Source organism: Williamsia sp. Y712 (genome assembly GCF_059445525.1).
On record NZ_JCAIUN010000002.1, the window covers coordinates 438,250 to 457,921 of the forward strand.

A 19,672-nucleotide genomic window follows, 5' to 3' on the forward strand; every position below is an offset into this window, starting at 1 on the left:
TGGACTCGTAACCCCGCCGAAAGTGCTGGTTCATCGAGCTAACGTTTAGTGGCGGCATGTCCAGTACACCGAAGTTCCTGCAGGGTGTCTTCTCTTTCACCGGAAGCGGTCTGACCAAGGCAGCCCCCTTGGATCCGTCGCTGATCTATCAGGTCCCGGCCGGAATGACCGTCCAGCCGCTCTACTTCCGTGGCGGCAACAGCTCTGACGAACTCGTCTATGTGACCCTGCTCCGTGATCAGCAGCCCATGCGATGGTTCCCGATGGGCGCCAAATCATCGGTGAACGTGCCACTTCGCGTGGTCGAGGACGTCGACCCCGACAGTCTTCTCGAGTTGGTGTTCGCCGCACCTGAAGGGTGCACCGGAGAAATCGTCGTCGACTTCGGGTTCGTGCAGTTCTGATGTCGGCAGCACAGCAGCAGAAACGTCTGGTGGTGATCGGCAACGGTATGGCCGGCGCCCGCACCGTCGAGGAGATCCTGCAGCGCGGCGGCGGGTCGCAATTCGAGATCACGATGATCGGCGACGAACCGTACGGCAACTACAACCGGATCATGCTCTCGCACGTCCTGGCCGGTGAAAGTTCGATCGACGACGACGACCTGATGCTCAACCCGATGGCCTGGTACCGCGAGAACGATGTCCGGCTCTACGCCGGGGACCGCGCCGTCGCCATCGATCGGTTCGCCAAGATCGTCACCTGCGAGAGCGGACGCACCATCGGTTACGACGTCCTCGTGATCGCCACCGGCAGCAACACTTTCTTCCCGAACATGGACGGCCTGCGCGAGGCCGACGGCAGACTGGCACGTGGCGTGTTCGGTTTCCGCACCATCGAAGACACCAACGGGATGTTGCAGATGGCCCTGTCCCGTGACGGGATCCGCGCCGTGGTCATCGGCGGCGGCCTACTCGGACTCGAAGCCGCGTACGGCTTGCGGACCCAGGGCATCGACGTCGACGTGGTGCACTCCCCCGGCCATCTGATGAACCAGCAACTCGACGAGCGCGGCGGGCGGGTGCTCCGGAACAAGATCGAAGAGCTCGGAGTGGGCGTGTACACCTCCAAGCGGACCACCGCGGTGCTCCGCGCCGAGGACGGTGCCGTCGCCGGCGTCGGGTTCAACGACGACACCAGCCTGCCCGCCGACATGATCGTCGTCACCGCCGGTATCCGGCCCAACGTCGAACTGGCCCGCGCCGCCGGGCTGGTCATCGAACGCGGAATCGTTGTCGACGATCAGATGCGATGCGAAGACGAAGGTGCCATCTATTCGGTTGGCGAATGTTGCCAGCACCGCGGAGAGGTCTATGGGCTGGTGGCCCCGCTCTGGGAGCAGGCCGGGGTACTGGCCGACGTGCTGACGGGGTCGAACCCGGATGCGGCTTACCACGGGTCGCGGCTGACGACGAAGCTGAAGGTGGCAGGCGTCGATGTCGCGGCGATGGGTGTCAAGGGACCCGAGCGCGACACCGACGAGTTCGTCCAGTTCTACGAACCGCGCAGTGGCACATACAAGTCGGTGGTGGTCCGCGACAACAAGCTGATCGGTGCGATGCTGCTCGGCGACATCAGCAAGGTCAACTTCCTGACCCAGGCCTTCGACGACAAGGTCGCCCTGCCCGATGAGCGCATCAGCATGCTGTTCGACATGGGTACGCCGAGTGCGCAAACCGGTGCCGCCGAACTCGCCGATGACGTCCAGGTGTGCAACTGCAACGGAGTCACCAAGGGCGACATCGTCGCCTGTGTTCACGCCGGAGCCAAGACGGTCGGTGAAGTTGTCGCGAAGACCCGGGCCGGCAAGGGCTGCGGTTCCTGCAAGGGTCTGGTCGGCGACATCGTGGCCTGCGCTGCCGGCGGCGAATTGGCCGTCGATCCGTCGGCGGACTGGTACGTGCCGTCGATCCCGTTGGCCAAACCCGAACTGATGACCCGCATTCGAGAGATGAACCTGCGGTCGGTGTCGGCGGTGCTCGGCGCGCTGTCACCGGAGGGTGACGACGTGACCGCCAAGATGCCGGTGGCGTCGCTGCTCCGGATCATCTGGGGTGCCGATTGGGAGGACGAACGCGGCGCGCTGTTCATCAACGACCGCGTCCACGCCAACATCCAGCGCGATGGCACGTTCTCGGTGGTCCCGCAGATGAAGGGCGGTGTGACCAATCCCGCACAACTGCGCCGGATCGCCGATGTCGCAGACAAATACAACATCCCGATGGTGAAGGTCACCGGCGGTCAGCGCATCGATCTGCTCGGCATCCGCAAAGAAGATCTGCCCAAGGTCTGGGCCGATCTGGACATGCCGTCGGGATACGCCTACGGCAAGAGTTTCCGAACGGTCAAAACGTGTGTGGGCCTGGATTTCTGTCGCTTCGGGCTCGACGATTCAACCGCACTGGGCATCGCCATCGAGGAGAAGTATCAGGGTCTGGAAGCCCCGGCAAAACTGAAACTGGCGGTCACCGGATGTCCCCGGAATTGTGCTGAGGCCCTGTGCAAGGACTTCGGGGTTGTCGCGGTCGGCGACGGCCGCTGGGAGATCTACGTCGGCGGTGCCGCGGGTGCACACATCCGCAAGGGAGACCTGCTCACCACTGCGGTGGGGGTCGATGAGGTCCTGCGCATCTGCGGCGTGTTCATCCAGTACTACCGCGAACAGGCCAAGTGGCTCGAACGCACCTACGCGTGGGTGCCACGGGTGGGTATCGAGGAGCTGCGGGCAATTCTCATCGACGACCGGGATGGATTGGTGGACGGCCTGTTCGAACGGATCTCCGCATCGGCGGCGGCCTACACCGACCCGTGGAAGGAACGGCTCGAACCGAAGTCGCCCGCACAATTCGAACCGTCACTGCCGCTCATCAAGCTCCCCCTGGTGCCGGTCCGATGACGGAGACGAAGCCGGAGGCGGAGCTCGACCATACGATGACGACCGAAGCCGAGGTGTCGAATGTGGTTGGTCCGATCACCGATCTGACCGTGGGTGAAGGCCGCACCTATGTGGTTGACGGACAACAGGTTGCGGTGTTCCTGATGTCCGACGGGTCCCTCCGCGCCCTTGGGGCTCTCTGCCCACACAAGGGGGGTCCGATTGCCGACGGTCAGACCGACGCGACCAAAGTGATGTGCCCGCTGCACCAGTACACGTTTTCCTTCGACGACGGCAGCTGCACCAACGGCACCGACATCGAGGCGCTACCGGTCTTTCAGGCGAAGGTTCACGACGGTCAGATCCACATCTGGACCTGACCGCACGCTCGACGGGTCAGGAGATCCGTTCGATCGAAACCACAGGTGTTGTGATGCGCCAGGTTCGGACGTCGGGGTCTTCGGCGGCCCGGACCCAGAACTGCGCCGACTCCCCCACCCGGCACGACTTCACCCCGAGCAACGGAATGTCCTCGGAATCCCGGCGGAGCTGGCTCACAGCCCATGCCTCGTCACCGTTGTTGCCAACGCCCGGTGCACGCAGCAAGGTCATCTCACCGAAATCCAGCAGATAGGTTGACGTTCGCGTCGTCACCGCCCACACACCGACAGCTGTATCGGGATCGATCTCTTGAGCTTTGGCCACGATGTGGAACCTTACCCAAGCGGAGCGATCCGTACACCGAGGAGCGCGTCAACCGCATCCGCCACGTCTGCCGGTCCAGACGACACCGAGCCGAGTCCGCCCAACGTGTCGTGAGCCCAGGCGTCAATCGCGACAAGCGCTTTGGGGGTGTCGAGATCGTCGCTCAGATGCAGGCGCAGCCGCTCGATGATCGGTGCGGCGTCGGGTCCGGACTCGCAGGCGGCAGCACTGCGCCACAGTTCGAGGCGGGCCACGGCCTGCGCCAACACCTCATCGGTCCAGGGCCGGTCGGTGCGGTAGTGACCGGCGAACAAGCCGAGCCGGATGGCACCGGGATCGACATCGGTGGCACGCAGCTTGGAGACGAAGACGAGGTTGCCCTTCGACTTCGACATCTTCTCGCCGTCGAGCCCGATCATGCCGGTGTGCACGTAGTGCTTTGCGAACCGGCGGGCCCCGGTCAGTGCCTCACCGTGGGCCGCCGAGAACTCGTGGTGCGGGAAGATCAGGTCGCTGCCGCCGCCCTGGACGTCGAATCCGGCTCCGATCCGGTTCAAAGCGATTGCCGTGCATTCGATGTGCCAGCCGGGCCGGCCGGGTCCGTGGGGTGACTCCCAGGACGGCTCGCCCTCGCGTGCGGCCCGCCACAGAAGTGCGTCGAGCGGGTTGCGCTTGCCGGGTCGGTCGGGATCGCCGCCGCGTTCGGCGAAGAAGCGCTGCATGGTCGGCAAGTCGTAGCCCGACTCGTATCCGAACTGTTCGGTGGCGTCGGCGCGGAAGTAGACGTCGGGGTATTGCTCGTCGTCGACGATGTAGGCGGCGCCCGAGGCCAGGAGCTTGCCGACGACCTCGACCACCTCGTCGATCGATTCCACTGCGCCGATGTAGTCGCGCGGCGGCAGCACCCGTAGTGCCGCCATGTCCTCGCGGAACAGCTCGATCTCACGCGATCCCAGATCAACCCAGTCGATGCCGTCCCGCTCCGCTCGTTCGAACAACGGGTCGTCGACGTCGGTGATGTTCTGGACGTAGTGGACATCGTGTCCGAGGTCGCGCCACATCCGATTGACGAGATCAAAGGTCAGGTAGGTGGCGGCATGCCCGAGATGCGTTGCGTCGTAAGGCGTGATCCCGCACACGTACATCGTTGCGGTCTTGCCGGGCACCACCGGACGGATCTGCCGATCCGAAGTGTCAAAGAGCCTCAATGCCGGACCCTGACCGGGTACAACGGGAACGACGGTTTCAGACCACGACTGCATGATGTCCACCTTATGGGCGGACCCCGGACCCGCGCTCTCGGGGCCGACTAGAACAGGTCAGAAAGCGGGCCACGGGATGGGCCGCGACCGATCGGCCTGCGGCATCACCGGTGTTTCGACCATCGTGGCCGTGCGATTGATGAGTGCCGCCACCTCGGCCGGTGTGATCAATTCGGCGAGTTGGTCACGTAGCGGCGAGTCTTCGCTGCGCAACTTCTCGAGCAGGCCGACGACGTCCTCGAGCAGATGCGCCGGGATGGATTCAGCGGCCCAACCCCACAGGACGGTCCGAAGTTTGTCCTGGGTGTGCAGGCAGATCCCGTGATCGACGCCGTACACCTGGCCGTCCAGACCCTCCAGGACGTGTCCGCCCTTGCGGTCGGCGTTGTTGATGAGGATGTCGAGCACCGCCATCCGCTGCAGCCGTGGATCGTCGGCGTGGACAAGCACCACGTCTTCCCCACGGGAGTCCACCGCGGACAGGATCAGTTTCCAGCCCTCGGGCACCAGGTCCGGTGAGCACAGGTCGACCAGATCGAGGCGGGTCGGCAACCCGTCGGCGGGTTCGGGTGTGTCGATCCACCGCTGCACCATGCCGGGACCGAACGGTCCGTCGCGCAGCAAAGTCGTCGGGACCACCGACCAGCCGAGGGCGTCGGAGACCAGATATGAGGCCACTTCGCGCCCGGCCAGGGTGCCGTCCGGGAAGTCCCAGAGCGGCTGCTCCCCGCGGACCGGCTTGTAGACACAACGGACCTGCTGATCACCGACGACGGCGTCGCAGACAAGCGTGGCGTTGCTGGCGTTGCGGATCTGTCCGATCAGTTCGAGTTCGCCGGTGGCCAGGATGTGCGGCACATCAACAGGCCGGTCGCCGGTCGGCGTGGTCGCTGTCACCGGCCGGACTCGTCACCGGCATCCGGACCGGAGGGGTCGTCGGGATCGTCCTCGTCGAGCAGGGTCGGATCGTTGAACAGATCGGGGTCGATGAACTCGAGTGAAGGGCCGAACGTGGCCTCGCGGCGGTACCCGTTGGTCCGGACGCAGATGTGTCCGGCGGAGTCGAGTGGATCGCCGCACAGCGGGCACGGCTCGCGACCGGCGGAGATGACCCGACTCGATCGGGCCGCGAACTCGCGAGCGGCGCCCGTACTGAGGAACACCCGAACCGCGTCGGGGCCTTCTTCGGTGTCGTCGAGGACAACACTCTCATCGAATTCGCCCTCGGTGATGGCGAGCAACTCCACCACGACCGCCTCGGATTCGGAGTCCCACCCCAGGCCCATGGTGCCCACGCGGAACTCGGCATCGACGGGCATCAGCAGCGGACTGAGATCTTCAACGCGTGCCAGTTCTGCAGGCAACGGTGTCCCGAATCTGCGGTGTACCTCTTCGAGCAGCGCGCCGATGCGGTCGGCGAGTATCTGGACCTGCTGCTTTTCGAGCATGACGCTGATGACACGCGTCTCGTGGATGGCTTGTAGATAGAAGGTCCGGTCACCGGGCTGGCCGACCGTTCCGGCTATGAAACGGTCCGGGCTGCGGAAGACGTGTATCGCTCTGGCCATGGCACCTCCGTTCTCCTGAAGTTGATTATCCCCAATCGGGGCGGGTTCGCCCAAGGCGTTGTCGGTTGGTGTCGCGGCGACCGCGCCACCGGGGCCCTCAGGTCCCGGTGGAACCGCCGACAACGGCATCGTCGGGGTGGTTGTGCCCGGACTTCTCAGACTTTTCGGACTGTTTCGGCTGCGCCGGGATCGACGGGAGTGTCGAGGTGCAGTTCACCGCGTGTACGTACGGCCGGGCCAGGCTGTACCGGACCACGCTGGCGGACGCGGGTTCGACCACAATCCGCTGGAATGCGTCCAGATGCATGCCCATCGCATCGGCGAGGACCGACTTGATGACATCGCCGTGCGTGCACGCGATCCAGATTCCGGAACCGTCTTCCCCGGAGAACCGGGCGTCGAGTTCCCGGATTGCGGCCACGGCCCTGGCCTGGACCTGTGCCAGGCCCTCACCGTCAGGGAAGATCGCCGCGGACGGCTGCTGTTGCACCACCCGCCAGAGCGGTTCCGAGAGGAGTTCCTTGATCGAGCGCCCGGTCCACTGGCCGTAATCGACCTCGATCAGTCGTTCATCCACGATTTCGGGACACTCGAAGTGGCCCACCAGCGGCGCCACCGTCTGCTCACAGCGAAGCAGCGGTGAGCGGACGACCGCCACCGGACTCTGCAGGCCGCCGAAGCGTTCGATCAGGCCGGCGGATTGGGACTGTCCGTGGTCGTCGAGGCCTACCGATGCCGAGCGGCCGGCCAGCACGCCCGAGGTGTTCGCCGTGGATCGTCCGTGTCGAAGCAAAATGACCGTCACGTGTCATACCTTATGCGTCAGGCTGGTTGCCCGACTCGGCACGAAGGCGTCGCCGCACGTCACAGCGCTGCAGCAGCAGATCATGTCGCGCTGATCACGCCGCCGGCGAGCAGCCCGAAGACCAGCAGACCCAGCAGCACCCGGTAGCCGACAAACCAGTACAGCGAGTGGTTTGCGACGAACTTCAGCAACCACGCGATGGCCGCGTAGCCGACCACAAACGCAACGAGGGTCGCGACCAGCAACTGCATGCCGGACGATTCCATGCCGTCGCCGGTGGGGTTGAACGCGTCGGGCAGGCTGAACAATCCCGACGCGGTCACCGCGGGAATCGCCAACAGGAATGAGAAGCGCACCGCAGCTTCACGTTTGAGGCCGAGGAACAGGCCCGCGCTTGCGGTCGCACCGGAACGCGACACACCGGGGATCAGTGCCAGGCACTGGGCCAGGCCCATGATGATTCCGTCGCGGGTGGTGAGCTTTTCGATCGGACGTTCTTTGCGGCCCATTTTCTCGGCGGCGGCGATCACCACGGAGAAGACGATCAGCATGCTCGCCACCAACCAGAGATTGCGGGCGCCGGTGCGGATCTCGTCTTTGAAGAGCACACCGAGGACACCGATCGGAATGGTGGCGATGATCACATACCAGCCCATCCGGTAGTCGAGATCGCGGGCCTCTTTGTTGAACATGCCCCGGAACCACGCCGCGATGATGCGCACGATGTCCTTGGCGAAGAACACGAGCACGGCGGCCTCGGTGCCGAGCTGCGTCACCGCGGTGAACGATGCACCGGCATCTTCACCGAACCAGATCTCGGAAACGATGCGTAGGTGACCGGAGGAAGAAATCGGCAGGAACTCGGTCAATCCCTGTACGGCCCCAAGGACTATCGATTGGGCCCACGTCATGGTGTCGCTCACGGGGGCCGATGCTACGGGAAACCTTTGTCGACTCCTCGAGTTGCGACACCGCCGCCCCCGTGGCATGGCGCGGTGAGTGAACAAGCAAGATGGGTGGCATGAATGTGCGCGGTAAATCTCTGTTCGTAGCGATGGCGGCCGCCGCGCTGGTGTTGTCGGGATGCTCAGATTCGGGTGATACCCCCGATGTTCCGACCATCGCTCCGCAGACCCCTATCGCCGCACCTGCGGCCGATCCGGCGACCCCGCCTGCGGGCGTGGTGGTGCCGGTGCCGAACGCCGGAACCGCGATGGCACTGTGCCCCGGGACCGACCAGTTGGCGCTGCTCTCCGACGACGGCCGATCGGTCCTGTTCTACCCCACCGGCGCCCTGGCGCCCGGAGATGCGCCCTCGCGCACAGTTTCGTTGAGCGACAAGGCAATTGGCTTCGGAACCTTCAGGGACGGCAAGCTTCAGGTGTTGATTCCCGGCGCGCTGGTGACGATCGATTCGGCCACCGGAGACACGGTCCGCACAGACATTCCGGGCACACCGTTGTCGGCCATCGTGACCTCTGATGGCGACACCCTCGTCGGCACCGACAAAGGCAGTCTGTTGGTGGTCTCTCCCGACGGCAAAGTACGCGACACGATCACCGGATTTGTCCGCGTCGACGCGATCGCCGAACACGACGGACAGGTTGTCGTGCTCGACCGCGCGCAGTCGTCGGTGACGGAGGTCGACGTCGACGACCGCGATCTCGGCGTGTCGCTGCGCTCCGGTGACGGTGCGACGAACCTCACTGTCGATCACTACGGCCGGTTCCTGACAACCGACACGAAGGGTGGCGAGTTCCTCGCGTTCTTCGGCGAACCGATCGTCAACAAGTTCCGGCATCCCGTGGCATTCGGGCCCTACGCCGTAGACTACGACGACACCCGCAACCTGGCGTGGGTGGCGACCACCGGAAACAACAAGGTCACGGCGTACGAATTGGCCAGCGGAACCCCGGTCGAGGTGAAGCAGTTCGAGACCGTTCCGCAGGCCGACTCGATGGTGGTCGATCCCGATACCGGGACGTTGTATCTGCTCTCTGCCGATGGTGGCGGATTGCAGATCATCAGCCCCGATCAGCAGTGAGGTGAGCTGAGACTTTGGCAGGCACGCGTAGCCGTGGGTTTCCACGGGAATGGGATATGTCGACCGACGACTACGAATACATCCCATTGCGCCTACCTCCGGACGTGACCAGGGTGACCGCCTCCATGCGCTTGTCGATCCAAGCCGAATTCGGGGGTTGGGAACTGTCCCGGGTCCGTCTGTACCCCGATGGCAGCCGCAAGGTCCTGCTGCGCCGTCGCCGTCCGCGACTGGCGTCCACCGATGAACCCGATACTGGAATGAGCGCGTGATCGCTACTGTCTACCGCCGGTTGTACCGGTGGCTTCTGACCCTGATGTTCCTGGTGCCACCCGAGCGAATCCATACGATTGCGGCGAAGGCCATCTCGTGGACCGGACGGTTCAAGCCGCTGCGCACCATCGCCAGGCGGATGCTCGTCACCGATGATCCGGTTCTCCGATCCCAGGTGTTCGGCCTCGACTTCCCCGCACCCCTCGGGCTTGCGGCCGGTTTCGACAAGAACGCCGAGGCGATCGACGTCTGGGGTGCGCTCGGTTTCGGTTTCGCCGAGATCGGCACCGTCACCGGCCAGGCCCAGCCCGGCAATCCGGCTCCGCGGTTGTTCCGCCTGCCTGCCGACCGGGCACTGATCAACCGGATGGGCTTCAACAACCATGGTGCCGGTGCCGCTGCCAACCAGTTGCGTCACCGCAAGGCGACATCGTCACTGGTTCCGATCGGCGCCAACATCGGCAAGACAAAGGTGGTCGAACCGGAGAACGCCGTCGAGGACTACCTGATCAGTGCCCGGCTCCTCGGTCCCCTTGCCGACTTCATCGTGGTGAACGTGAGTTCTCCGAACACCCCCGGACTCCGGGATCTGCAGGCGGTATCGGCGCTGCGTCCGTTACTGTCCGCGGTGACCGAAGCGGTCGACATTCCGGTCCTGGTGAAGATCGCACCCGATCTGGTCGACGACGACATCGATCAGATCGCCGATCTCGCGGTCGAATTGGGTCTCGCGGGCATCGTCTGCACCAACACCACGATCAGTCGCGAAGGTCTGACCACGCCCGCATGCGAGGTCGAGGGCATCGGTGCAGGCGGTCTCTCCGGTGCACCGCTCGCTGATCGTTCACTCGAAGTGTTGCGGCGTCTCTACGGCCGGGTCGGCGGGCAGATCACCCTGATCAGCGTCGGCGGTATCGAAACCGTCGACCAGGCCTGGGAAAGGATCTGCGCCGGCGCCTCACTGATCCAGGCCTACACCGGCTTCATCTACGGTGGCCCGTTGTGGGTCAAGCTGATTCATCAGGGACTCGCGCAGCGGGTGCGGGCGGCCGGATACGACTCCATCGCCGACGCGGTCGGCAGCGCCGCACCCAAGCACTGACCCGAAAACCCATCAGTTCCAGCTATTTCCACCTGTTGCACGGGCGGAAAGGGCTGGAACTGATGGGTTTACGACGCTGTCGGTTCGCCGGTCAGCGCTCGTAGGTGTTGGTGATGATCGCGCGTGCGATCGCGTGGCTGAACAGGTTGAACCCCAGATAAGCCGGGGTTGCGCCGTCGGGTAGTCCCAGGCTCTCGACATCCACCGCATGGACGACGGTGTAGTAGTAGTGCGTGCCATGTCCGGGAGGCGGTGCGGCACCGATGAATCGCGGCACGGACGCATCGTTGTTCAGGGCAACGGCCCCGGACGGCAACGAACCCTCGGCGCCGTCGCCAACACCGGCGGCGAGAGAGGTCACCGAGACCGGGATGTCTGCGACCGCCCAGTGCCAGAAGCCTGACGCGGTAGGTGCCTCGGGGTCGTACACGGTGACGGCAAAGCTCTTGGTCTCCGGTGGGAAACCGGACCAGGTCAGCTGCGGTGAAATGTCTTCACCACCGGCTCCCATGATGCCCGACACCTGAGGATTCTCCAGTGCGGCTCCGTCGGTGATGCTCTCGGAGGTCAGGGTGAAGCCGGGGAGCTTCGGCAGTGCGTCGTACGGGTTGTACCTCGACATCGTTGTTCGCGTCCTTTCCGTAGGTGGCCCCACCATCATGCTTGAGGTGGGTCGGGGATGTGGCCGACATATTCATTGTCGGCGAGCCGAACTGCGCGCAGCGGCAAGGTCAGCTGTGCAGCAAGAAGTGCTCGAGCACCTCGGTCCCGAACAGCAACGACTCCACCGGTACCCGTTCGTCGACACCGTGAAACAGTGCGGCGAAATCGAGTTCGGTGGGCAGCTTCAGTGGCGCGAAGCCGAAGCAGCGAATCCCCAAGCGGGCAAACGCTTTTGCGTCGGTACCGCCGGAAAGCATATAGGGAACGGTCCGGCCCTGCGGGTCGTGCGCAAGGATCGCGTCGTTCATCGCATCGACGAGATGACCGTCGAACGTCGTCTCGTACGAGTCGAGTTTGGTGATCCACTCCCGGGTCACGTTGGGACCGATCAATTCGTCGACCTCGGCCTCGAACGCAGCCTGACGTCCGGGCAGCACCCGGCAATCGACCACGGCGGTGGCGGTCTGCGGGATGACGTTCGCCTTGTAGCCGGCCTCGAGCATGGTGGGATTGGCGGTGTCGCGCAGAGTTGCGCCGATGATCCGGGCGATGGTGCCGATCTTGAACAGCGCGGTCTCCAGGTCCGGGGTGTTCGGGCTCAGCGACAGGCCACTTTCCTCGGAGACCGCTGCCAGGAACTGCGAGACCGACTCGGTCATCACCAATGGGAACTGATGCCTGCCGAGCTTGGCGACGGCCTCCGAGAGGATCGTGACCGCGTTGTCCTGATGAAGGAACGAGCCATGCCCTGCTGTGGCCGTTGCCGTCAGGCGCATCCAGGCCAGGCCTTTTTCCGCGGTTTCGACCAGGTAGAGACGCTTCTGGGTACCGTCCGGCCGGTCGACGGTCAGCGAGAATCCGCCCACTTCGCCCACGGCTTCGGTGACACCTTCGAACAGGTCGGGCCGGTGGTCGACCAGCCAATGCGAACCCCACTTGCCCCCGGCCTCCTCATCGGCGAGAAACGCGAACACGATGTCGCGGGGTGGTGTGGTGCCTGCCCGTTTGAACTGACGCGCCAGCGCCAGCGCCATGCCGACCATGTCTTTCATGTCGATCGCGCCGCGACCCCAGACGTAGCCGTCTTCGATCGCCCCCGAGAACGGATGCACGCTCCAGTCCTCCGGCTGCGCCGGAACCACATCGAGATGCGAATGCAGGAGCAGCTTTCCGCGGGCCCGATCGGCGCCCGGCAATGTCGCGAACACGTTGCCCCGGCCCGGCTGTCCCGACTCGACGTACTCGGTCTCGTACCCGGCCTCTTCGAGCATTGATTGCACCCACCGGGCACACTCGGCCTCACCCTTGGTGGTGGCCAGTTCGCCGGTGTTGCTGGTGTCGAACTGGATGAGTTTGCTGACGAGGTCGACCACTTCTTCCGTGGCGGCAGGCGTGTTGGGGTTCACCTGCTCATTCCTATCACCACGACTGCCTCCCGTGATGCCCGGGCGACAGTGCCCGGCAAGTGTGTTTCGCCCCTTTTTTCCGGACTTGATTCAGGTCAGATGGTCGAAATCGCCTCGGACCCAGCCGATGTGGCGATCAGCCGAAGATCTGACGATCGCTCGGGCGTCGGCGGCGATGTGGTCGGCGAAGTTTCCGTACAGCCGATCGAAATCGAATCGGCACAACGAGGTGGCGACGCGTTCGACCACCGCAGCGGACAGCGGAATGCGATTGGGGTAGCTGCGCATGAAGCTGACGCTGCTGCGATCGGGATTCGGCAGCACCGTGTCGCCGCTGAGCATCACCCCGCGTCCGTCGGCGCCGGCGTCCCAGTGGGCGACGGCACTGCCGGGAAAGTGCCCGCCGGGTTGACTCAACGTGACCCCGGGAAGGACCGCCAGGTCGCCGCTCCACGGTGTTATGGCCGGGTCGCGGCGTGCGACCCATCCCAGATCGGATTCGGCCACCAGGACCGGTACGTCGCCGAGTGCCCGCGACCATTCCACCTGCGCCCCGAACATGTGCGGGTGGCTGGCCGCGATCGCCATCAGTGGACCCGCGGCGCGCACCGCTTCAACAGCCTCGCCATCGATGAATCCGATCGGATCCCAGAGGAGATTGCCCGCATCGGTGCGCACGAGTTTGCTGCGTTGATTGATGCCGACTCCGGGCGCGGTGTACAGCTCGAGCAATCCGGGTTCGAGCTCGTCGACCACCACACGTTGCCCTTCGGCGGCCAGCTCGCCGATCGTGACCCACAGCTGCCCGTGGGGCGGGACGTACTGTCGCTCGTCCGCACAGATGCGGCAGATATCGGGTAGTTCGGCGGAATGCTCGACCGCACAGGTCCGGCATACGATGGTGGTGGCATCCATGGATCCATTCGTAGCAAATCTACGAACGAAACGGCTCTGTACAGGCGATTTGGGTTGCGGGCTCAGAGTCGGTTAATGTTGTCCAGCGCTGACAGAGAGGTTTCTGACAGAGCGAAACGAGTCCGAGTGGCGGAATGGCAGACGCGCTAGCTTGAGGTGCTAGTGTCCTATTAACGGACGTGGGGGTTCAAGTCCCCCCTCGGACACTCTTAGAAATCCCCGACCTTCTGGTCGGGGATTTTTTGTTGGTTTCGGCCGTCTTCCCCGAACGCTGTCGGGTGGCCCCACCTCGCGCAACGGTCCGAGGCACTACTGAGCAGCCATTACACTGGCTAACCGTGCACGACGTACCCACCGAATCCATTGATGCCGCCGACATGGCGGTCTTCCGCCGCGTCCTTGACCAGGTCACCGAGCTCGATGCTGCGCATCCGGACTCGGTGACGGTGCAGCGCGCGGTGGCGCAGATGTTCAAGCACGCCAAGCGCAACCGCCGGAAGGAACGGAATCAGATCCGTTCGGACGCCGACCGAAAGGTGTTGTCCGCCACGGCGACCGGATCGCCGGACCGGATCGACGACGAAACCGCGGGTCTGCCACTGACCGGTGCGCCCGGCACCAGTGCCGGAACCCTGATCCGGCCGCAGAGCTGCTACATCTGCAAAGTGGAATACACGCAGGTCGACGCCTTCCACCATCAGCTCTGCCCGAAATGTGCGACAGCCAATCGGCACAAGCGCGAGCAGCACGCCGATCTCACCGGTCGTCGGGCGCTGCTCACCGGTGGACGCGCCAAGATCGGCATGTACATCGCCCTGATGTTGCTCCGTGATGGCGCAGAACTGACCATCACCACCCGTTTTCCACGCGATGCCGCACGGCGGTTCGCCCGCCAACCGGATTCCGATCAGTGGCTGCACCGCCTGAACGTCGTCGGGATCGATCTCCGTGACCCGGCGCAGGTGGTGGCCCTGGCAGATTCGGTTGCCGCGCAGGGACCGCTCGACATCCTCGTCAACAACGCCGCGCAGACCGTCCGCCGCTCCCCCGGCGCGTACAGCTCACTGGCCGACGCAGAACTCGCCCCGCTGACCGGCTCGGCCGCGACGGTGCCGCTGCTGACGATGGGTGACAGCAGCGAACTGCACCCGCACGCGTTGGCCTCCGGCGGCAACAGTGACGCCGCAGCCCAGGCGCTCGCCGCACTGGCCATGACAGCCGGCTCTTCGGCTCCGGCCCGGATCGCCGACGGTACGGCGATCGACGCAGGCGGACTGCTCCCCGACCTTGTCGACAGCAACAGCTGGGTGGAAACCGTCGATCAGGTGGATCCGTTGGAATTGCTCGAAGTGCAACTCTGCAACAGCGTGGCGCCGTTCATCCTGCTGTCCCGGTTGACCCCGGCCATGAAGGCTTCGTCGTCCCGGCGCAAGTACGTGGTGAACGTTTCGGCGATGGAGGGCATCTTCTCCCGCGGATACAAGGGGCCGGGGCATCCGCACACCAACATGGCCAAGGCCGCGCTGAACATGCTGACCCGCACCAGTGCCGGCGAGCTCTATCAGGACGGAATCCTGGTGACCGCGGTCGACACCGGCTGGATCACCGACGAGCGGCCGCACACCAGCAAGATGCGCCTGGCCGACGAAGGTTTCCGTGCGCCACTCGACCTGGTGGACGGCGCCGCCCGCGTCTACGACCCCATCGTGCAGGGTGAAGCAGGCATCGACCTGTACGGCTGCTTCCTGAAGGACTTCGAGCCGTATCCGTGGTAATTGGTTGACGGTGAAGACACCGGAAACCAATCCCCTCGGCGCGGCGATGCTGTCGGTCTGCAGCGAAACGCTGGACGCAATGGTGGCGATCCTCGACGGGCTGGGCGACGGTCGCGCCAACACCAGACCGTCTCTGCCGGGCGCAAACAGCCCGTACGCCATCGTCTTTCACTGCGTTGGCGTCATCGAATACTGGGCCGGTTCGGTTATCGCGGGTCTGAAGATCCCGCGAGACCGCGACGCCGAGTTCATTGCCACCGGACCGGTGGCGGAGTTGATCGAACGGGTCGACGCGGTTCGTGCACGGCTACCGGAATGGGTCGCCATCGCCATCGACGAAGGCCTCCGCGATCGGGCCGCAACCGGGTCCACGCGCAATGAGGCCGCGACGGCATCTCCCGAGTGGGTGCTGATGCACCTACAGCGCGAGTTGGCCCAGCATCTGGGCCAACTCGAATTGACCAGAGATGTTTTGACTCAGACCTGACGTTCGCGCCTTGCACGGCGAGAGCGATTTCAACCGAGTTCGGCTGTGCGATCTCTTGCGCTCGCGCGTCAAGCGGTGAACTGTCGATGGCATGGTCTTGGTCCATGATCTCGGGCGCGGTCGTGCCGCCTACCGGAAACGGGTCTGGGACGAGGCATACTCGCTGCTCAACAGCGCGGACGAATCGACGACGTTGGGTCCGGACGATCTCGAGGCACTCGCCGAGTCTGCCCACTTCACCGGCCGGACCGAGAAAAGCGTGCAGGCGCGCAGCCGGATCTACAGCCAGCTGGTGAGCACCGGCGACAATCGCGGCGCCGCGATGTGCGCGTTCCGGATTCACCTCGTGTTGCTGATGCGCGGTGACGTCCCGTCTGCCCTGGGGTGGCTCGGCCGCGCGCACCGCTTGCTACATGAAGAGCCGGAGTGTGCGGTGCATGGCTACCTGTGCATCGCCGAGGCCGAGGCAAACTTCCAACGACACAATCTGGACACCTCCCTCGACAAGGCCCGTCGGGCCACCACGATCGGCACGCGTTTTACCGATCCCGATCTGGTGAACATCAGCCTGCACCAGGCGGGCCGCGCCCTCGTCGCGCTCGGCGACGTAACCGGTGGAACCACATTGCTCGACGAGGCAATGGTCGCCGCTGTTGCCCACGAGCTCACCGCAACCAGCTCCTGGTGGATCTACTGCAGTTCGATCACCGTGTGCGACCACCTCTCGGACTTCGGCCGCGCCAGCGCGTGGACCTCCGCATTCGAGAGCTGGTTGCGCACGCAGCACGGCGCCACCGCAATCTCCGGATCGTGCCGGATGCACCGATCCCGGCTCATGCGTATGCACGGAGAATGGACGAACGCCGAACGCGAAGCCCGCCGAGCCTGTGTGGAGCAGAACGGAACCGTTGCAATAGACACCGGCCAGGCCTGGTACCAGGTCGGCGAGATCCGGCGGCTGGTCGGTGACCTCCCCGCCGCGGAAGAAGCTTTCGGGCACGCCGGCGGCTGCGGTTTGGATGTGCAGCCCGGTCTGGCGCTGCTGCGCGCCGCGGAAGGCCAGATCGACGCAGCCACCGCCGGTATCTCACGTGCGCTGGTCGAACATCCCTCGGACCGGCTCACGCGGGCGAAACTGCTTGCGACCCAAGCCGAGATCGCGATGCTCTCAAACGACCTCGAACTTGCACGGACGGCCGCCGACGAACTTGCCACCACGTGCGACGGCGACCCACCGTCTGTCCGGGCCGCAGCCGCACATGCTGCGGGTGCGGTGCGACTCGCTGACGGTGACCCCGGACGCGCACTCACCGACCTGCGATCCGCCATGCGAATCTGGTCGGACCTCGACATGCCGTACGAGGCCGCCCGCAGCCATCAGCTGATCGGATTGGCATGTCGTGCAATCGGCGACGAGGACACCGCTCGTCTCGAATGGACAACCTGCCGTGCGGTGTTCAGCCGATTGGGCGCGGTCCCGGACGTGAAGCACACCGACGAATTGCTCGGGTGTACGCAACCACCGCCACCGCTCCCGGACGGTCTGTCCGCCCGAGAGACCGAGGTGCTCCGACTCGTCGCGGGCGGACTGACAAATCAAGAGGTGGCAGCGAACCTGTCGTTGAGCCGAAAAACGGTCGCACGCCACTTGAGCAATATTTTCGCCAAAATCGGGGTCTCCTCGCGCGCCGCCGCGACCGCCTATACCTATCAAAACGGACTGAACTGACACGGGCGATCCCGTGTGATGCGCGTCCGAACGGCTTTTTCACAGCATTCGGTCAGTGGGTCAAAACACCCATTACTGCTGGTGCGTGCATCTGGCGAATACAACTGTTGCCCGATGCGACGGCGACCGGCGCCGCCCTAGCCTCGAACCATGGCTCCACAAACACCCCTCGCGCCACAACCGGTGGCCACTACAGACGAAGGAAATCATCATGGGATGGGACGACTTTCACCGACGGACCCGCGCAATCGACGCAGTGCTGAACCATGCTCACCGCACCGGGCAATATTCACTGCCATTCGAGGAAGTTCCGGCAGTCACCACCATCTTTGAGCACAGAAACGATCTGTTACTCGCTCTGCAGGCCAAATGGTCGCGAACTCTGGCAGGTCATCTGGAATACGAATTGTTCGACGACGAAGAAAACTCGGGAATGAGTTCCAAGGACTTGGCTGAGTTGGCGTGGAAACACGCTGCTGACAAGCAGCCCACGCTACGCAGGCTTCTCGACAACAACGAGTTCCTTCCCATCAAGGGAAAGTGGGCTGTATCAGCCCGAGAGTTCGCGGACTCGTACTGACGATTCAATTTTTGATCAGGGTTGACGTTCGCGCACCTTGTAGGCCGCACCAGCGTTCTCACGCTTTTTCATGGCCTGGATCGCGGCATGGTGGCGGCGGGCGTGATACGCCAGCGGGAAATACGTCAACCGTTCCGGGAGCACCTTGTACGACCCACGGATCACCTTGTGCATCCGTTCCAGATCGCGCTGCTCCTTGTTGCTCCAGGTCAGGCCGAGGATCTCACGGACCCGGGGATCCATCACACCGACGGTGGTGAGGTAGTTCAGGTCTTGTACCGGCTTGCTGGCAAACTTCGCCACCGCACGTGTGGCCGGCCGCAGACTTTCCGGCACAGAAGGCGGAAGTGGCGGCGCTTCGCGCATCTGCTTGATGAGGGTCAGCGCGACCTCGTGGGCAACGAGCCTGTTGCTGACGAAGTCGTCGAAGTACTCGTTGAACTCCCCGATCGTTTCTGGGTAGCCCTTCATCGGCACCTGCACGATCTTGGCGATCCGGCGGTTGTCACGCAGGATCTCCAACTTCTCTTCCTCATTGAAATCACGGCCGATCAGCAGCGGTCCGGCCGCCAGCGTCGTCGGGAACGCGGTGGCGATGACCCACTGGTATGCCTCGGGATTCAGTGCACTGATGTGCTTGCCCTCGGCGTTCTTCATCTGCAGCGGCTGATGCATCTTGCGAAGGCGATGGCCCTCGGCGATTGCCTCCTCACCGCCATAGACCCAGCGGAGCACCGAATCGATCGAGCGGATCGCGCGGCCGGCGGGATCAGTCCGGAACACCGAGTACTTCCCGACCACATCGCCGATCACCGGGTGCATCACCTGCATGACAAAGGCTGCACCGTTGATCGGGAGAAAGGTGAAATGGCCGGTCTGCTCAGCGGTGATGGAGTCCGGTGGGACCAGTTGGATGTCGTTGTCGGCGTTGTTGATCAGCGAGTCTTCGCCCTCGCCGGGAGGGACTGCGCGCAACTGGGAGCCGGATTCTGCGATGGTCATCGAACATCCTCTCGACAGGCAACTGAGCCACTGAAGTGGAAACGTCTGTGATCAGATTATCAGCATCGATGGGCCCTGAACAGCCCCGCGCAGGTGTGCGATCCCCGCAGGCGTCGATAGGCCTCGCGCTCCATCCATGTCGGTAACATCAGCGCATGTCGAAGATAGGAAACAAGGTCAAGTCCCTTTTCAGGAGGCGCCGGCCCGTCACCAGCGACGATGCCGCCGAGATCGCCGATTGGCTCAACGAGGGCGGCGCGCCGCACCCCGGCGGTCCGCCGACGGTTATCGACGACAAGGACAAGCCCACGACGCCCTGACGGCATCCGCACGAAAATACCGACCCGGGAATAGTTCTCGGGCAGTGAGGTGACCGCCTTTTCGGTCTCAGAAGCTGACATGCCTGCGTAGGTGGTCATGAAACCGGGTCGCGGCGGGTGTCATCCGCCCTGGGCGGCCTGGCATCAGACGCTCGTCGCGG

Annotated in this window: 21 protein-coding genes and 1 tRNA gene; 12 read left to right on the plus strand and 10 right to left on the minus strand. The window is 64.2% G+C overall.

Going from position 1 to position 19,672, the window contains the following annotated elements; translation table 11 throughout:
* Positions 1–56 precede the first annotated feature (56 nt).
* Genes AC1D75_RS16845 through AC1D75_RS16855 form a run of 3 tightly spaced genes read left to right on the plus strand, consistent with a single transcriptional unit; the run spans position 57 to position 3,255 of the window.
* Positions 57–404 (plus strand): molybdopterin oxidoreductase, encoded by a 348-nt coding sequence (locus AC1D75_RS16845; RefSeq protein WP_495516474.1) that lies wholly within the window; start codon positions 57–59, stop codon positions 402–404.
* Positions 404–2,896, plus strand: a complete 2,493-nt coding sequence (gene nirB / locus AC1D75_RS16850) for a nitrite reductase large subunit NirB (protein ID WP_495516475.1) — start codon at positions 404–406, stop codon at positions 2,894–2,896. The genes AC1D75_RS16845 and nirB overlap by 1 nt, the downstream gene beginning before the upstream one ends.
* A gap of 35 nt (positions 2,897–2,931) precedes the next feature.
* Complete coding sequence (locus AC1D75_RS16855) at positions 2,932–3,255, plus strand: Rieske (2Fe-2S) protein (RefSeq protein WP_495516903.1); 324 nt, start codon at positions 2,932–2,934, stop codon at positions 3,253–3,255.
* Positions 3,256–3,271: 16 nt separating this feature from the next.
* Here AC1D75_RS16855 and AC1D75_RS16860 read toward each other — a convergent pair whose 3' ends face one another.
* From AC1D75_RS16860 to AC1D75_RS16885, 6 genes are all read right to left on the minus strand, one after another.
* Complete coding sequence (locus AC1D75_RS16860) at positions 3,272–3,580, minus strand: hypothetical protein (protein ID WP_482139422.1); 309 nt, start codon at positions 3,578–3,580, stop codon at positions 3,272–3,274.
* Positions 3,581–3,591: 11 nt separating this feature from the next.
* Positions 3,592–4,842, minus strand: a complete 1,251-nt coding sequence (mshC, locus tag AC1D75_RS16865; RefSeq protein WP_495516476.1) for a cysteine--1-D-myo-inosityl 2-amino-2-deoxy-alpha-D-glucopyranoside ligase — start codon at positions 4,840–4,842, stop codon at positions 3,592–3,594.
* Between the two features lie 57 nt (positions 4,843–4,899).
* The gene (locus AC1D75_RS16870) at positions 4,900–5,739 is read right to left on the minus strand and encodes an SCO1664 family protein (RefSeq protein WP_495516477.1); all 840 of its coding nucleotides are present in this window, start codon (positions 5,737–5,739) and stop codon (positions 4,900–4,902) included.
* Complete coding sequence (locus AC1D75_RS16875) at positions 5,736–6,410, minus strand: DUF3090 domain-containing protein (protein WP_495516478.1); 675 nt, start codon at positions 6,408–6,410, stop codon at positions 5,736–5,738. The genes AC1D75_RS16870 and AC1D75_RS16875 overlap by 4 nt, the downstream gene beginning before the upstream one ends.
* A gap of 97 nt (positions 6,411–6,507) precedes the next feature.
* Positions 6,508–7,215, minus strand: coding sequence for an MSMEG_4193 family putative phosphomutase (locus tag AC1D75_RS16880; RefSeq protein ID WP_495516479.1), 708 nt, complete (start codon positions 7,213–7,215; stop codon positions 6,508–6,510).
* A gap of 80 nt (positions 7,216–7,295) precedes the next feature.
* Positions 7,296–8,126, minus strand: coding sequence for an undecaprenyl-diphosphate phosphatase (locus AC1D75_RS16885; RefSeq protein ID WP_495516904.1), 831 nt, complete (start codon positions 8,124–8,126; stop codon positions 7,296–7,298).
* A 110-nt stretch (positions 8,127–8,236) separates the two neighbouring features.
* Here AC1D75_RS16885 and AC1D75_RS16890 point away from each other — a divergent pair, with 110 nt between their 5' ends.
* From AC1D75_RS16890 to AC1D75_RS16900, 3 genes are read left to right on the plus strand one after another with little or no spacing between them, the layout of a single operon-like run.
* Complete coding sequence (locus AC1D75_RS16890) at positions 8,237–9,259, plus strand: YncE family protein (RefSeq protein ID WP_495516480.1); 1,023 nt, start codon at positions 8,237–8,239, stop codon at positions 9,257–9,259.
* A 56-nt stretch (positions 9,260–9,315) separates the two neighbouring features.
* Positions 9,316–9,531: a DUF5703 family protein gene (locus tag AC1D75_RS16895; RefSeq protein ID WP_495516481.1), complete on the plus strand. Its 216-nt coding sequence runs from the start codon at positions 9,316–9,318 to the stop codon at positions 9,529–9,531.
* Positions 9,532–9,551: 20 nt separating this feature from the next.
* Entirely contained in the window at positions 9,552–10,634 is a 1,083-nt protein-coding gene (locus tag AC1D75_RS16900; RefSeq protein WP_495516905.1) for a quinone-dependent dihydroorotate dehydrogenase, read from the plus strand.
* Positions 10,635–10,725: 91 nt separating this feature from the next.
* Here AC1D75_RS16900 and AC1D75_RS16905 read toward each other — a convergent pair whose 3' ends face one another.
* The 3 genes from AC1D75_RS16905 to AC1D75_RS16915 form a co-directional block, all read right to left on the minus strand.
* Complete coding sequence (locus AC1D75_RS16905) at positions 10,726–11,256, minus strand: YbhB/YbcL family Raf kinase inhibitor-like protein (protein WP_495516482.1); 531 nt, start codon at positions 11,254–11,256, stop codon at positions 10,726–10,728.
* 109 nt (positions 11,257–11,365) lie between these two features.
* A complete protein-coding gene (locus AC1D75_RS16910) occupies positions 11,366–12,703 on the minus strand; it encodes a M20/M25/M40 family metallo-hydrolase (RefSeq protein ID WP_495516483.1) in 1,338 nt (445 codons plus the stop codon).
* Positions 12,704–12,793: 90 nt separating this feature from the next.
* The gene (locus AC1D75_RS16915; RefSeq protein WP_495516484.1) at positions 12,794–13,618 is read right to left on the minus strand and encodes an MBL fold metallo-hydrolase; all 825 of its coding nucleotides are present in this window, start codon (positions 13,616–13,618) and stop codon (positions 12,794–12,796) included.
* Between the two features lie 120 nt (positions 13,619–13,738).
* On the opposite strand from AC1D75_RS16915, the gene AC1D75_RS16920 reads away from it, so the two are divergent.
* From AC1D75_RS16920 to AC1D75_RS16940, 5 genes are all read left to right on the plus strand, one after another.
* Positions 13,739–13,824 (plus strand) — tRNA-Leu (locus tag AC1D75_RS16920).
* 171 nt (positions 13,825–13,995) lie between these two features.
* Positions 13,996–15,393 carry an SDR family NAD(P)-dependent oxidoreductase gene (locus AC1D75_RS16925; protein WP_495516906.1) on the plus strand — a complete coding sequence of 466 codons (1,398 nt, stop codon included), beginning with the start codon at positions 13,996–13,998 and terminating at the stop codon, positions 15,391–15,393.
* A gap of 10 nt (positions 15,394–15,403) precedes the next feature.
* The gene (locus tag AC1D75_RS16930; protein ID WP_495516485.1) at positions 15,404–15,880 is read left to right on the plus strand and encodes a mycothiol transferase; all 477 of its coding nucleotides are present in this window, start codon (positions 15,404–15,406) and stop codon (positions 15,878–15,880) included.
* A gap of 91 nt (positions 15,881–15,971) precedes the next feature.
* Positions 15,972–17,609, plus strand: a complete 1,638-nt coding sequence (locus AC1D75_RS16935; protein ID WP_495516486.1) for a LuxR C-terminal-related transcriptional regulator — start codon at positions 15,972–15,974, stop codon at positions 17,607–17,609.
* A gap of 211 nt (positions 17,610–17,820) precedes the next feature.
* Entirely contained in the window at positions 17,821–18,189 is a 369-nt protein-coding gene (locus AC1D75_RS16940; protein ID WP_495516487.1) for a hypothetical protein, read from the plus strand.
* 15 nt (positions 18,190–18,204) lie between these two features.
* Here AC1D75_RS16940 and AC1D75_RS16945 read toward each other — a convergent pair whose 3' ends face one another.
* Entirely contained in the window at positions 18,205–19,191 is a 987-nt protein-coding gene (locus AC1D75_RS16945) for an oxygenase MpaB family protein (RefSeq protein ID WP_495516488.1), read from the minus strand.
* A 155-nt stretch (positions 19,192–19,346) separates the two neighbouring features.
* Between AC1D75_RS16945 and AC1D75_RS16950 the strand changes: the two genes are divergently transcribed.
* Positions 19,347–19,511: a hypothetical protein gene (locus AC1D75_RS16950; protein WP_495516489.1), complete on the plus strand. Its 165-nt coding sequence runs from the start codon at positions 19,347–19,349 to the stop codon at positions 19,509–19,511.
* Positions 19,512–19,672: the final 161 nt, after the last annotated feature.

Coding starts and splice junctions, on each gene's coding strand:
- AC1D75_RS16915 (WP_495516484.1), bottom strand. CDS start 13,618: ATGGATGCCACCACCATCGTATGCCGGACCTGTGCGGTCGAGCATTCC.
- AC1D75_RS16935 (WP_495516486.1), top strand. CDS start 15,972: ATGGTCTTGGTCCATGATCTCGGGCGCGGTCGTGCCGCCTACCGGAAA.
- AC1D75_RS16945 (WP_495516488.1), bottom strand. CDS start 19,191: ATGACCATCGCAGAATCCGGCTCCCAGTTGCGCGCAGTCCCTCCCGGC.
- AC1D75_RS16885 (WP_495516904.1), bottom strand. CDS start 8,126: ATGACGTGGGCCCAATCGATAGTCCTTGGGGCCGTACAGGGATTGACC.
- AC1D75_RS16855 (WP_495516903.1), top strand. CDS start 2,932: ATGACGACCGAAGCCGAGGTGTCGAATGTGGTTGGTCCGATCACCGAT.
- AC1D75_RS16925 (WP_495516906.1), top strand. CDS start 13,996: ATGGCGGTCTTCCGCCGCGTCCTTGACCAGGTCACCGAGCTCGATGCT.
- AC1D75_RS16845 (WP_495516474.1), top strand. CDS start 57: ATGTCCAGTACACCGAAGTTCCTGCAGGGTGTCTTCTCTTTCACCGGA.
- mshC (WP_495516476.1), bottom strand. CDS start 4,842: ATGCAGTCGTGGTCTGAAACCGTCGTTCCCGTTGTACCCGGTCAGGGT.
- AC1D75_RS16895 (WP_495516481.1), top strand. CDS start 9,316: ATGTCGACCGACGACTACGAATACATCCCATTGCGCCTACCTCCGGAC.
- AC1D75_RS16875 (WP_495516478.1), bottom strand. CDS start 6,410: ATGGCCAGAGCGATACACGTCTTCCGCAGCCCGGACCGTTTCATAGCC.
- AC1D75_RS16890 (WP_495516480.1), top strand. CDS start 8,237: ATGAATGTGCGCGGTAAATCTCTGTTCGTAGCGATGGCGGCCGCCGCG.
- AC1D75_RS16940 (WP_495516487.1), top strand. CDS start 17,821: ATGGGATGGGACGACTTTCACCGACGGACCCGCGCAATCGACGCAGTG.
- nirB (WP_495516475.1), top strand. CDS start 404: ATGTCGGCAGCACAGCAGCAGAAACGTCTGGTGGTGATCGGCAACGGT.
- AC1D75_RS16905 (WP_495516482.1), bottom strand. CDS start 11,256: ATGTCGAGGTACAACCCGTACGACGCACTGCCGAAGCTCCCCGGCTTC.
- AC1D75_RS16950 (WP_495516489.1), top strand. CDS start 19,347: ATGTCGAAGATAGGAAACAAGGTCAAGTCCCTTTTCAGGAGGCGCCGG.